General features: G+C 76.1%; 3 protein-coding genes. All 3 read left to right on the forward strand.

The window, feature by feature from the left end; all coding sequences use genetic code 11:
- The first annotated feature begins 66 nt into the window (after positions 1-66).
- The 3 genes from ACGF4C_RS10840 to ACGF4C_RS10850 are packed head-to-tail and all read left to right on the forward strand — an operon-like array spanning position 67 to position 14,545.
- On the forward strand, positions 67-6,507 hold the full coding sequence (locus ACGF4C_RS10840) for an amino acid adenylation domain-containing protein (protein ID WP_393565152.1): 6,441 nt from the start codon (positions 67-69) through the stop codon (positions 6,505-6,507).
- Entirely contained in the window at positions 6,507-13,724 is a 7,218-nt protein-coding gene (locus ACGF4C_RS10845; protein ID WP_393565154.1) for an amino acid adenylation domain-containing protein, read from the forward strand. The genes ACGF4C_RS10840 and ACGF4C_RS10845 overlap by 1 nt, the downstream gene beginning before the upstream one ends.
- Positions 13,721-14,545, forward strand: a complete 825-nt coding sequence (locus ACGF4C_RS10850; RefSeq protein WP_393565156.1) for an ABC transporter permease — start codon at positions 13,721-13,723, stop codon at positions 14,543-14,545. Before ACGF4C_RS10845 ends, ACGF4C_RS10850 begins: the two co-directional genes overlap by 4 nt.
- Positions 14,546-14,605 lie beyond the last annotated feature (60 nt).

The raw sequence follows: 14,605 nt of genomic DNA on the forward strand, positions 1-14,605 counted from the left end.
ACCCTCGCCGAGGCGCCCCCGTAAGCGCGGCCCCGCCCTTCCACCGTGACGCGTCCAGGAGACACCATGACCCAACCCGCCGACACCGCCCTGCCGTTGACGGGCGCCCAGTTGGGCATCTGGTTCGACGAGCGGCTCTCGCAGGGGCGACTGGCCTACAACATGGCCGACTACCTCGACATCTCCGGCCCGCTCGACGCGGACCTGCTGCGCCGGGCGCTGGAGACGGTGCTGCACGAGGCGGAGTGCACCAGGGCGCGGTTCTCCGAGACGGACGGCGTCCCCGTCCAGCACGTGCGGCCGCTCGGGGAACTGCCGCTGCGGCAGCTGGACCTCGGCGGCACCGCCGATCCGGTCGCCGAGGCGCTGCGGCTCTTCGACGAGGACCTGCACCGGCCCTTCCGGCTCACCGGCGGCCTGCTGTTCCGGTTGACGCTGGTGCGCATCGCCGCCGACCGCCACCTGCTCCACCTGACCATGCACCACCTGCTCGCCGACGGCTACAGCCGGCTCGCGGTCTACCGCAGGCTCAGCGAGGTCTACGGCGGCCCGGCCACCGACGGGGGCGGACCGGCGGGCACACCGCTGCCCCCGCTGCGGGTGCTGCTGGACGGCGAGGCGGCGTACCTGGCCTCGCCCGCGGTCGAGCGCGACCGGCTCTTCTGGGAGCGCCACCTGCCGCAGGACGCCGAACCGACCAGCCTGGCCACCGGGGACCCGGCACCCGGCACCGCGTTCCTGCGGGTCACCCGCACCGTCGACGCCACCGCAGCGGCCGCCTGGCGCGCCGCCGCGGCGGACGCCGGGGTGACCTGGCCCACCTTCGCCATCGCCGCCACGGCCGGCTACGTCGCCAAGGCCACCGGCAGCCCCGAGGTGCTGCTGACCCTCCCGGTGACCGCACGGCAGTCCGCGCTCGCCCGCACCGTCCCCGGGATGGTCGCCAACTACCTGCCGTTCCCGGCCCGCCTGCCCGCCCCGACGACGGTGGCCGAGCTGCTCGGCGCGACCTCCCGGACCCTCGCCCGCTCGCTGCGGCACCAGCGCTACCCGGCCGAGCGGCTGCGCCGGGCGATGGGGCGGACGGCGGGCGACCGGCGGCCGTTCGGACCGTTCGTCAACGTCCTGCCGCAGAACCCGGAGATCCGCCTCGGCCCCTGCCGGGCGGAGCTGCACAACCTCTCCACCGGGATCGTCGACGACCTGATGATCACCGTCCTGGACGCCGTCGGCGGCGGCCTGGAACTGCACATGAACGGCAATCCCGCGCTCTACCGCCCGGAGGAGATCCGGGACCACCTGAGCCGGTTCGAGGCGTTCCTGCGCCGGCTGGCGTCTGCCCCGGCCCACACCCCGCTCGGCCGGCTGGAGATGGTCACCGAGGACGAACGCGCCGAGCTGCTCGCCGCCGGCACCGGAGCCACCGGCCCGGTACAGGGCGGCGTGGTGGAGCGGATACGGGAGCGCGCCGAGCGCGACCCGTCGGCCACGGCGCTGGCGGAAGGCGAACGGACCGTCTCCTACGGGGAGTTGGTGGCCTGGGCCGACGCGATGGCGCGGCGGCTGACCGAGGCCGGTGTGCGACCCGGCTCCCTGGTGGGCGTCCTGGCCGAACCCGGCGCGGTCTTCCTCGGCACGGTGCTGGCCGTCCTGCAGGCCGGCGGGGCCTGGGTCCCACTGGACGTCCGGGCCCCGGCGGCCCGCGCCGCCGGGCTGCTCACCGACGCCCGGGTGGGCCACTTGGTGGTCGGGCCCGGATGCGCCGTGCCGGCCGACGAGGTGACCGCGCTGACCGGCCACCCGGTGCGGCGGCTGGCGGCGGACGGGGACTTCACCGCGGCGGCCGCGCCCACCGCGCCGGCCGCTCCGGTCGGCGGGCCGCGCGACCCCGCCTACGTGATCTTCACCTCGGGGTCGACCGGCCGGCCCAAGGGCGCCGTCGTCGAACGCCGCGGCATGCTCAACCACCTCCTCGCCAAGATCGAGGACCTCGGCCTCGGGCCCGGCGACACGGTGGTGTGGAACGCACCGGTGACCTTCGACGTGTCGGTGTGGCAGATGCTGGGCCCGCTGCTGGCCGGCGGCGTCGTACAGATCGTCCCGCACGAGGTCGCCGCCGACCCCGAGGCACTGTTCGGCACGGTCGCGGACCACGCGGTGACGGTCCTGGAGGTCGTGCCGTCCCTGCTGCGCGCCGCCCTGGACCTCTGGCAGGTCTCGGGCACCGGCCCCGACACCGCCTCGCTCCGGTGGCTGATGGTCACCGGCGAGGCGCTCCCGGCGGACCTGTGCGCACGCTGGTGGCGGATCGCCCCGGTGCCGATGGTCAACGCCTACGGCCCCACGGAGTGTTCGGACGACGTGACCCACGCCGTGCTGCGGCCGGGGGAGGAGCTGGGCGCCCGGGTCCCCATCGGCCGGCCGGTGCGCAACACCGTCCTGCACGTGCTCGGCGGCGACCTGCGCCCGGTCCCGGTGGGCCAGGTGGGCGAACTCTTCGTCGGCGGCGCGGGGGTGGGCCGCGGATACCTCGGCGACCCGGTCAAGACCGCCGCCTCGTTCGTCGCCGACCCGTTCGCCGGGGGCGGGGCCCGGATGTACCGCACCGGCGACCGCGTGGTGCGCCGCCCCGACGGGCAGCTGGAGTTCGTCGAGCGCCTGGACCACCAGGTCAAGGTGCGCGGACACCGGATCGAACTGGGCGAGGTGGAGGCCGCGCTGCGCGCCGTCGACAAGGTGGCCGACGCGGCGGTGCGGGCGGTCACCGGCCCGTCCGGCGCCACCCGGCTGATCGCCTACGTCGTCGCGCCGGACGTGCCCACGGACGCGGTGCGCGACGCGGTCGCCTCGGCGCTGCCGGAGTACATGGTGCCGTCGGGCTGGGTCGCGCTGGACCGGATGCCGCTGACCGCGCACGGCAAGGTGGACCGGCGGGCACTGCCCGATCCGGTGTCCGGCGGCCCCGCCCCGGCCACCCGGCGGCGCCGCGGGCCGCGGCCGGGGGCCGAGACGGTGCTCTGCGAGACCTTCGCCGAGGTGCTGCACCTGGCCGAGGTCCACGCCGACGACAGCTTCTTCGCCCTCGGCGGCGACTCCATCGCCGCGATCCAGGTGGTCAGCCGGGCCCGGACCCGCGGGGTGACGCTCACCCCCCGGGCCATCTTCGACCACCGCACCCCCGCCGCCCTCGCCGCGCACCACCCCGTGGGCGGGGGCGCGGACGCCCCGGCGGGCCCGACGCCGCACACCGCGGCGGCCGACGACGGCGTCGGGGACGTCGAACCCACCCCGATCATCGCCCAGCTCTGCGAGGACCTGACCACGCTCGACGGGCCGGCGGCGCAGTACAGCCAGTACGTGGTCCTCCGCACACCCCCGGAGCTGACCGCCGAAACCCTCCTCCCCGCCCTGCAGGCCCTCGTCGACCGCCACGACGTGTTCCGGCTGCGGCTGCACGAACCGGTGCCCGGCGTCTGGACGCTGCGCACCGGGGAGCCCGGCACCGTCGACGCCGCCGGCCTGCTGCACACCGCGGACGGCGCCCTGCCCGACCCGGCCGCCCTCGAACGGACCGTGGCGGCGCAGGTCGAGGCGGCCCGCGCCCGGCTCGACCCGCGCGCCGGCGTCATGCTGCAGGCGGTGCTCCTCGGCCGCGGGCCGGACGGCACCGGCCGCCTGCTGCTGCTGGCCCACCACACCGTCGTCGACGGCGTCTCCTGGCGCATCCTCCTCGCCGACCTGCGCTCCGCCTGCGAGGCGGTCGGGGCCGGGCAGCGCCCGGAGCCGGCGCGGGTGCCCACCTCCTACCGGCGCTGGGCCGCCCTGCTGGCCCGCGAGTCCCGCTCCGGCCGGCGGATCGCCGAACTCGCCCACTGGCAGCGGCAGACCGCAGACCCGGCCGCCGGTCTCGGCCGGCGCCCCCTCGACCCGGCCCGGGACACCTACGGCCGGGCCGGCCGGCTGCGGCTGCAGCTGCCCGAGGACACCACCGCCGCCCTGCTCACCTCCGCCGTCACCGCCTTCCACGGCGAGATCAACGACCTCCTGCTGGCCGCGCTCGCCCTGGCCGTCGGCCGCTGGCGGTCCCGCCACACCCCGGACGCCGGCCCGCGGGTCCTGATCGAACTCGAAGGCCACGGACGCGAGGAACTCGACGAAGCGGCCGACCTGTCCCGCACGGTCGGCTGGTTCACCTCCGTCTTCCCCGTCCTGCTCGACCCCGGGGAGTTCGACGCCGCCGAGGCCTGGGCCGCCGGGCCGGCCCTGGCCACCGTCGTCAAACGCACCAAGGAGCAGCTGCGCGCGGTGCCCGACCGCGGCCTCGGCCACGGCCTGCTGCGCCATCTCCACCCGCAGACGGCCCGGTTGCTGGCGGCCGGCGGCACCCCGGAGATCGGCTTCAACTACCTCGGGCGGTTCACCGCGGACGGCGCGGCCGGCCCGTGGACCATGGACGGCGCGCACGCGGTCGTGGGCACCGGCGTCCACCCCGACATGCCGCTGCGCCACCCGCTGGCCGTCACCGCCGTCACCGAGGACCTCGGGACCGGACCCCGGCTGGCCGCCGAGTGGCTGTGGGCCGACGGCGTGCTGACCGCCGCGGACGCCGAGGAGATCGCCCGGGGCTGGTTCGAGGCGCTGCGGGCCGTGGTGCGCCACCTCGCGCTGCCGGACGCCGGCGGACCCTCCCCGTCGGACTTCCCGCTGGTCTCCCTGACCCAGGAGGAGACCGACGACCTGGCGCGGGAGGGCGCCGGTGCCCTGACGGACGTGCTGCCGCTGACCGCGTTCCAGCGCGGCCTGCTCTTCCAGGCCCAACTGCGCGGCGACGGACCTGACCTCTACACCCTCCAGGTCTCCGCCGACCTGACCGGCCCCCTCGACCCCGCGGCACTGGAGCGGTCGATGGCCGCCCTGCTCCACCGGCACCCACAGCTGGCGGCGGGCTACCGCTACCGCGACACCGGCGACCCGGTCGCCGTCCTGCGCGAGGGCGTCACCGTGCCGCTCACCCGGGCCGACTGCCGCGCCCTGTCCGCCGAGGAGCGCGCGGCGGAACTGTCGCGGCTCGCCGCGGCCGACCGGGAGCGCCACTTCGACCTCGCCCGCCCGCCGCTGATGCGCTGGACGCTGGTCCGCCTCGACGACCGGCGCCACCGGCTGATCTGGACCCTGCACCACATCCTGGTCGACGGCTGGTCCATGCCCGTCCTCGTCCGGGAACTGCTGACCTGCTACGCGGACGGCGGCGACGCCCAGGGCCTGCCCGCCCCGGTGCCGTTCCGCGCCTATCTGGCCCGGCTCGCCGCACAGGACCGGGCAGCGGCCCGGGCCGTCTGGCACGCGGCGCTGGAGGGCCTCACCGGGCCGGTCCTCCTCTGCGCGGCCGAGCCGGGCCGGGCACCGGTCGAGCCCGCGTCCGTGCCGTTGCTGCTGACCGAGGCCGAAACCGCCGCGCTCACCGGGTTCGCGGCCGCCCAGGGACTCACCGTCAACACCCTCCTGCTGGGCGCCTGGGCGGCGCTGCTGAGCCGGACCACCGGACGCGAGGACGTGCTGTTCGGCTCGATCGTCTCCACCCGTCCCGGCGGGCTGCCCGGTGTGGAGTCCATCGTCGGACCGTTCCTCAACACCCTCCCGGTACGTGCCGCGCTGCGCCCGGACGAACCGGCGACCGACTTCCTGCACCGGTTGCAGAAGGAGCAGTCGGCGCTGCGCGACGCCGACCACCTGACGCTCGGCGAGATGCTCGCCGGCAACCCCGCCCTCGCCGCGTCCGGTGAACCCTTCGACACGGTCCTGGTCTTCGAGAACTTCCCGACCGTGGCCCCCGAGGACCTGCCCACCGGGGCGGGCCTGCGGGTGGCCGACGCGGGCGCCCGCGACGCCCGCCACCACCCCCTCAGCCTGGTCGTACGGACCGGCACCCGCATGGAGATCCGCTTCGACCACGCGCCCGACGTCCTGGACCGGGCCACCGTCGAGGCGCTCGCCACCGCCTTCGGCCGGCTGCTCCTGGGTCTGGTGGAGCACCCCGGCCGGCCCGTGGCCGGACCGGACGTCCCGGGCCCCGACGAGCACGTGCTGCCCCGCGGCGGTGTCCCGGCGCCCGCCGGCGGGACGGACCCGGCCGGTACCGGACCGGCCCCCGGCCCGGCGGCCGCCGAGGTGGAGCTGCTGTGCGGACTGTTCGCCGAGGTCCTGGGGCTCGGCCAGGTGGGCCCGCAGGACAACTTCTTCCTGCTGGGCGGGGATTCGATCAGCGCGATCCAGGTCGTGGGCCGGGCCCGGGCGCAGGGGCTGGCCCTGACCGCCGGCCAGGTCTTCCGGCTGCGCACCCCCGCCGCCCTCGCCGCCGCCCGGCCACCCGCCGAGCAGCCCGCCCCGGCCGAGGTGCAGGCCACCGCGGGCTCGGCGGGCCCGGCGGACCTCCTCGGCCTGGACGGCGACGAACTGGCCGCACTCGAAGGTGAGTTGGCGGAACTCGACACTGAGCTGGAGTCATGATGGCGACCACCCCCACGAGCCGGCCGGGCAGTGAGTTCCTGCCGCTGTCGCCGCTGCAGCGCAGCTTCCTCTTCCACGCCGACCTCGTGCAGGACGGCCCCGACATCCACGTCCTGCAGTTCACGGCCGACCTCGCCGGCCCCCTCGACGAAGGCCGGCTGCGCTCCGCGGTGCGCACCCAGTTCGTACGCCATCCCAACCTGCGGGCCTGCTTCCGCACCCGCAGGTCGGGCGAGCCGGTGCAGGTGGTGCCCGCCGCCGTGCCCCTGCGCTGGACCACGATCGACCTCGGCCACCTGCCCCCCGACGGGCAGCGTGCCGAACTGGACCGGATCACCGAGGCCGACCGGACCGCACGCTTCGACCTCACCCGCCCGCCGCTGCTGCGGTGCACCCTCGTCCGCCGCGCCGACGGTCTGCACCGCTTCCTGCTCACCGTGCACCACATCGTGGTGGACGGCTGGTCCATGCCGCTGCTGCTGTCCGGCCTCTTCGAGGACTACGCCGCCGCGTCCGCCGCCACCGACCCCGCCGTACGCCCGGGGACCGGCTACCGGGACCACCTGACCTGGCTGACCCGCCAGGACGGCCCGGCGGCACGTCAGGCCTGGCGCGAGGCGCTGTCGGGGCTGTCCGAACCCTCCCTGGTCGCGCCGGACGACCCGGGCCGCGCCGCGGTCGTCCCGCACACCGTGCGCGGCCACCTCCCGCCACCGGCCGCCGCGCGCCTGGCCGGCTGGGCGCGCGGCCACCAGCTGACCACCGGCATGGTGGTCCAGGGCAGTTGGGGACTCCTCGTCGGCCAGCTCACCGGCCGGGCCGACGTCACCTTCGGCGTGGTGGACTCCGGCCGGCCGGCCGAGCTGCCCGGCGTCGACTCGCTGGTCGGGATGTTCGCCAACACCCTGCCCGCCCGGCTCCGGATCGACCCGGCCCGCTCCCTGACCCACCTGTTCAGCGCCTTCATGGACCAGCAGGCGGACCTGCTTCCGCACCGGCACCTCGGCCTCGCCGACATCCAGCAACTCGCCGGCGGCCGGACCCTCCTGGACACCGCGGTGCTGTTCCAGAACTACCCGCGGACCGGCGAGGACGCCTTCACCGAACTGACCGGCCTGCGCCTGCTCGCCTCCGACATCCGCAACGACACCGAGTTCCCGCTGAGCCTGGTCGTCCTCCCCGGGGACGGCCTCGAACTGCGCCTGCAGTACCACCCCGGACTCTTCACCGGGCAGGCCGCCCACCGGCTGCTGGCACGCGCCACCCGGCTGCTGGACCGCCTCCCCGACATCGCCGGCGAACCGGCCGGCCGCCTCGACCTCCTCACCCCCGGCGAACGTGAGCGCGTACTGGCCCGGTACAACGACACCGCCCGGCCCGCCCCCGGACGGCTGCTGCCGGACGCCCTCGCCCGGCGGGCCGCCGCGGACCCGGACCGGGTCGCCGTGGTCAGCGACCACGGGACGCTCACCGCGGGCGCGCTGGAGAGCCGCGCCAACCGGCTCGCCCGGCACCTGCTCGACCACGGCGTCGGCCCGGGGTCCGTCGTCGCCGTGGCGCTGCCCCGCACCGGCGACCTGCTGGTCGCCGTGCTCGCCGTCCTCAGGACCGGCGGCGCGTTCCTCGCGGTCGACCCCGACCACCCGCGCACCCGCATCCGGTACATGCTGGACGACGCGAGCCCCGCCGTGCTGCTGAGCGCCACCGCCGAGGCCGCCGCCATCGGCTGGCCGGGCCGCACCGTCCTGGTGGACCGGCCCGACGTCCAGGACCTGCTGGACACCCTCGCCGACGGCGACATCACCGACACCGAGCGCGGCGGCCCGCTCCGCCCCGGTCTGCCCGCCTACATCCTCTACACCTCGGGCTCGACGGGCCGGCCCAAGGGCGTCGTGGTCCCGCACGGCGCCCTCGCCAACTTCCTCCACGACGTGCCGCGCAGAGTGCCCCTGACCGCGGACGACCGCACCCTGGCGACCACCACCTTCGGGTTCGACATCGCCCTGCTGGAACTCTTCCTGCCGCTGCTGACCGGCAGCGGCCTGGTCCTCGCCGACCGCGCCACCACCCGCGACCCGGCGGCCCTCGCCGCGGCGGTACGCACCCACGGCACGACCGTCCTGCAGGCCACCCCCAGCCAACTGCAGGCCCTGCTGACCTCGCAGCCCGCCTGCCTGGCCGGACTGCGCCTGCTGTCCGGGGGAGAGGCACTGAGCGCGGGCCTCGCCGAGGGGCTGCTCCGGCACGCCCGGTCCCTCGTCAACTTCTACGGACCCACCGAGGCCACCGTCTACGTCACCGCGCACGAGGTACGGGCGCCGGTCGACCGCACCCCGCCCATCGGCACCCCGCTGGCCAACACCCGCGGATACGTCCTGGACGCGGCGTTGCGACCGGTACCGCCCGGCGTCGTGGGCGAGCTCTACCTGGCCGGCTCCCAACTGGCCGACGGCTACCTCGGCCGCCCCGCGCTGACCGCCGAACGCTTCGTCGCCGACCCGCACGGCGCCCCCGGCACCCGCATGTACCGCACCGGTGACCTGGCCCGCTGGGACGCCGACGGGCAGCTGGAGTACCTCGGCCGGACCGACCACCAGATCAAGGTGCGCGGCCACCGCATCGAACCCGGCGAGATCGAGGCCGCCCTCGTCGGACAGCCCGGCGTGACCCATGCCCTGGTGGTGCCGCGGACCTACGGGGAGGACGACGTACGGCTGGTCGCCTACCTCGTCACCCCCGACCCGGACCCGGACACCGCGCGGATCCGCGAACGGGTGGCCGCCGCGCTGCCCTCCTACATGGTCCCGGCGGCCTTCGTCCGCCTGGACGAACTGCCGCTCGGCCCCAGCGGCAAGGTCGACCGCGCCCGGCTCCCGGAGCCGCCGGCCGCCACCCGGGCCCGGCCCCTGCCGGCCACCGGCACCCCCGCGCTGGACATCCTGCGGGGCCTGTTCGCCGACGCCCTGGGCTGCGCCGACGTCGGCCCGGACGACGACTTCTTCGTCCTGGGCGGCCACTCCCTGCTGGCGACCCGGCTGGTCAGCAGGGTCCGGGCCGCGCTCGGGGCCGAACTGTCGGTCCGCGCCCTCTTCGACCACCGCACCCCGGCCGCCCTCGCCGGCCACCTCACCGCCGCGCCGGCCGCCCGGGAACCGCTGCGCCCGCAGGAACGGCCGTCGTTCGTGCCGCTGTCGCACATGCAGCAGCGGCTGTGGTTCCTCAACCGCCTCGCCCCCGGCGGCGGCGCCTACCACGTGGCGTCGGCGGTCCGCCTCACCGGCACGCTGGACACCGGGGCGCTGCGCGCGGCCCTGGGCGACCTCACCGACCGCCACGAGGTGCTCCGCACCGTCTACCCCGAACTGGCCGGCGTCCCCGGCCAAGTGGTGGTGGACGCCGCCGAGGCCCGGCCGGACCTGCCGCGGTACGAGGTGACCGGCGGCGAGCGGGAGCTGACCGCCCGGCTGGCGGCCGAGTGCGCCGCCGACTTCGACCTGACCGCCGAACTGCCCTTGCGCGCCCGGCTGTTCCGGCTCGGCCCGGACCGGCACGTGCTGCTGCTGGTGATGCACCACATCGCCGTCGACGGCTGGTCGCTGGAGGTCCTCGCCGGCGAACTCTCCCAGGCGTACCGCGCGCGGTCCGCCGGCCGCGCCCCCGAGCTGCCCGAACTCCCGGTGACCTACGCCGACTTCACGCTGTGGCAGCGGCGCCTGCTCGGCGACGGGGACGACCCCGAAAGCCTCCAGAACCGGCAACTCGACCACTGGACCACCGCCCTGCGCGGCATGCCCGAAGAGCTGGAACTGCCCACCGACCACCGGCGGCCGCAGATCGCCGGGTACGCCGGTGACGCGGTCGGCTTCACCGTGCCCGCCGAGATCCACCGCCGGCTGGCCGCGCTGGCCGTCTCCGCCGGCGTCAGCCCGTTCATGGTGCTCCAGGCCGCCCTCGCCGCCACCCTCACCAAACTGGGCGCCGGCACCGACATCCCCCTCGGCACCCCTGTGGCGGGCCGCACCGACGCCGCCCTGCACGACCTGGTCGGCTTCTTCGTCAACACCCTGGTGCTGCGCACCGACACCGGCGGCGATCCGACCTTCGGCGAACTGCTGCACCGGGTCAGGGAGGCGGATCTCGGTGCCTACGCGCACCAGGACCTGCCCTTCGAGCGCCTGGTGGAGGCGCTGGGCCCGACCCGCTCCCTGGCGCGCCAGTCGCTGTTCCAGGTGATGCTCATCCTGCAGAACACCGAGCGCACGCGGTTCTCCCTGGACGGGCTGGAGTGCGCGCCGGTGGAGGTGGGCCTCGGCGTCAAGTTCGACCTCGCCTTCGAGATCGCCGAGGAGCACGACGCCGACGGGCCGGCGGGTCTGACCGGCCGGCTGGAGTTCGCCACCGACCTGTACACCCGCCCCACCGCCGAGCGGCTCGCGGAGCGCTTCGTCCGGCTGCTGACCGCCGCGGTCACCCGGCCCGCGGAACGGCTGAGCTCCCTGGCGGTCCTGGCGCCCGGGGAACGCCGGCAGATCCTGGACCGGTGGAGCGCCGACGGGGGGTGGACCGCGCCCCCGCCCGTCACCCTGCCGGCCCTGTTCGAGCAGTGGGCGCGGCAGCAGCCCGGCCACCCGGCGTTCGTCTCCGACCGGGACCGGCTGAGCTACCGAGAACTGGACGAGCGGGCTGGCCGGTTGGCCCGCCATCTGCGGGACCTCGGCGCCGGCCCGGGCACCCTGGTCGCCCTGGCCCTGCCCCGCTCGGCCGACCTGGTGGTCGCGCTGTTCGCGGTGCTCAAGACCGGCGCGGCCTACCTCCCGGTCGACCCCGGCTACCCCACCGCGCGGATCACGCAGATGCTGACCGACGCCCGGCCCACGCTCCAGGTCACCTGCACCGCGGTGCGGGCATCGGGCGCGCTGCCCGACGACGTGCTGCCGGACGGCCGGACCGTGGTCCTCGACGACCCCGCGACCGCGGCGGCCGTCGCCGCGCACCCCGCCCGGCCGCTGACCGACGACGAGCGCACCCGGCCCCTGACGCCCGCCGACCTCGCGTACGTGATCTACACCTCCGGTTCCACCGGGCGGCCCAAGGGTGTCGCCGTCCGCCACGCCACGGCCGCCGACCTCGCCCGCGACCACCGGGCCCGCCTCGGGCTCGGCCCGCACACCAGGGCCCTGCAGTTCGCGTCCTTCGGCTTCGACGCGGCCGTGTGGGAACTGTGCGTCTCGCTGTTCAGCGGCGGCACCCTGGTCCAGGCCGACGACGACCGGCGGGCCGGCGAGCCGCTGGCCGACACGATCCGCCGGCACGCGGTCAACCTCGCGGTGCTCCCGCCGGTCGTGGTCGCCTCCCTCCCGCCGGACGCCCGGCTGCCGAAGGACATGCTGCTGGCGGTCGCCGGCTCGGCCTGCCCACCGGAGCTCGTCGAGCGCTGGGCCGGGGCCACCCGGATGGTCAACGCCTTCGGCCCGACCGAGACCACGGTCTGCTGCTCGATCAGCGAGCGGCTCGACGGGGGACGTCCACCGATCGGCCGCCCCGTCGCCGGACACCGGCTCCACGTCCTCGACGACGCGTTGTCCCCCGTTCCGGCCGGGGTCACCGGAGAGCTCTACGTGGGCGGCACGGGCCTCGCGGTGGGCTACCTCAACCGTCCGGAGCTGACCGCGGCCCGCTTCGTCGCCGACCCCTTCGGCCCGCCCGGCTCCCGCATGTACCGCACCGGGGACCTCGTGCGGTGGCTGCCCGACGGCAACCTGGACTACGTGGGCCGGGCCGACCAGCAGGTCAAGATCCGCGGCTTCCGGGTCGAACCCGGCGAGATCGAGAGCGCGTTGACCGAGGAGCCCGGGGTGGCCCAGGCCGCCGTCGTCGCGCGTGCGGACCGCCCCGGGGACCTGCGACTGGTCGGCTACCTGGTGCCCGAGGCCGGGACCGCACCCGACCTCGCGGCGCTGCGTGCCGCCCTCGCCCGCAAGCTGCCCGGCCACCTGGTGCCCGCGGCCCTGATGACCCTGCCGGAGCTGCCGTTGACCGCGCACGGCAAGCTGGACGTCGCCGCGCTGCCGGCGCCCGAGCGGGGCGGCACGCCGTCCCGGCCGCCCGCGGCCGGGACCGAACGGCTGGTCGCCGACGCCTTCGCGGAGGTGCTGGGGGTGGCCGCGGTCGGCGCCGAGGACGACTTCTTCGCCCTCGGCGGCAACAGCATCGGCAGCGTCCAACTGGTCTCCCGGCTGGCCAAGGACGGCCTGCGGATCGCCGTCGCGGAGGTCTTCACCGCCCGCACCGTCGCCGCCCTGGCCGCGCTGGCCGGCCCCGGCCCGACGGCCTCCGGTCACGGCACGGTCCGGCACCTGGAGGAGCAGTGGACGGCCGGCGGACTCGACGCGGCCGGCCTGGACCCGTTCGCCCCCCTGCTGCCCATCCGGCCCACGGGCGAGCTGCCGCCCTTGTGGTGCCTCCACGGCGGGCTGGGCCTCAGCCTTCCGTACCTCGGTTTGGCCGCCCACATCGACCCGGCCCGCCCCCTGTACGGCCTCCAGGCGCCGCAGGCGAGCGGCGGCGCACCGCCGGCCGGCCTGGAGGCGCAGGCCGACGACTGCCTCCGCCTGATCCGGCGGATCCAGCCCGAGGGCCCCTACCACCTGATGGGCTGGTCCTACGGCGGCCTGCTCGCCCACCAACTGGCCGTCCGGCTCCGGGCCGGCGGCGAACGCGTGGCCTACCTCGCCAACCTCGACGCCTATCCGCACGACCCCGCCCACGACGGCCCGCTGCCCGACGACCGGGAACTCCTGGTGCGCTTCCTCGCCTACCTCGGGCACGAGGACGCGGCCGGGGCGGCCGACGGCGGCGCCGGGTCCGTCGCGCGCACGCTCCGCCGGTACGGGGGGACGTTCGCCCGGCTCGCCACCGAGGACGTCGAGCGGCTGATGGCCACCATGCGGCACCACGCCGACCTGGCGACCCGCTTCCGGCCCGGCAGTCACGAGGGCGAAATGACCCTGGTGGTCGCCGCCGCCGAGCGCACCGCGGAAGCCACCACGCACGCCGTCCGGCGCTGGCGGCAGCACGTGACCGGCACGGTGCACCGGCACGACGTACCGCACGAGCACGAGTACCTGATGCACCCCGGCCCCCAAGCGGCGATCGGGAAGATCATCGACGACGACCTGCGCCGCCTCGCACCGCGGCGCCCCGGAAGGCAGGCATGAGCACCCTCACCGTCGACACCCCAGCCGGACCGTCCGCCGCAGCCGGCGTCGTCAGGGAGACCTTCGCCCTGGCCGGCCGGCGCCTGCGCCATCTGCGCCGGGCCCCCGGACGCATGGTGGGGCTCGTGATGAATCCCCTGGTGATGCTGCTCGCCGTGGGCTACCTGTTCAAGAACGCCATCGTGTCCCCGCCCGGCGGTGCCTACCAGGAGTACCTGATGGCCGGCATCACCGCGCAAGTCGGCCTGGCCGGTGTGGGGCCCACGGCGGTCAGCGTCGCCCTGGACCGGCGGGCCGGCCTGATGGACCGCTTCCGGTCGCTGCCCATCTCCCGGGCGGCGGTGCTGACCGCGCACGCGCTGGGTGACCTGCTGATCGGGCTCGGGATCCTGGTGGTGATCAGCCTCGTCGGCCTGGGCATCGGATGGCGGGTGCACGGCGACCCGCTGTCGGTCCTCGCCGGGTTCGGCGTCGCCGCCCTGTTCATCCTCGCGACCGTATGGGTGGGCATCGCGCTCGGGATGACCGTGAGCAACATCGAGTCCGTCGACTCGATCGCGGCCCTCGGCCTGGTCGTCTGCACCTTCCTCTCGGACGCGGTCTTCTCGGCGTCCGCGATGCCCGCCTGGCTCCGCCCGGTGGTGGAGTGGAACCCGGTCACCGCGGTGGCCGACGCCGTCCGCCACCTGTGGGGCAACCCCGTCCAGCCCGGCTCGGGCTTCCCCGGCCAGCACCCCTTCCTGGTCGCCGGGTGCTGGCTCGGGCTGCTGCTCGCCGGGGCCGTGGCGGCCGCCCTGACCAGCTTCCGGTCACGGGAGTGAGCCACGTCGTGCGGTGCGGCCGCCGCCGGGCCCCGGGGCACCCGGCGAGCGAGCCGTACT

It is taken from the genome of Streptomyces sp. NPDC048197, assembly GCF_043202395.1.
Taxonomy (GTDB): domain Bacteria; phylum Actinomycetota; class Actinomycetes; order Streptomycetales; family Streptomycetaceae; genus Streptomyces; species Streptomyces siderophoricus.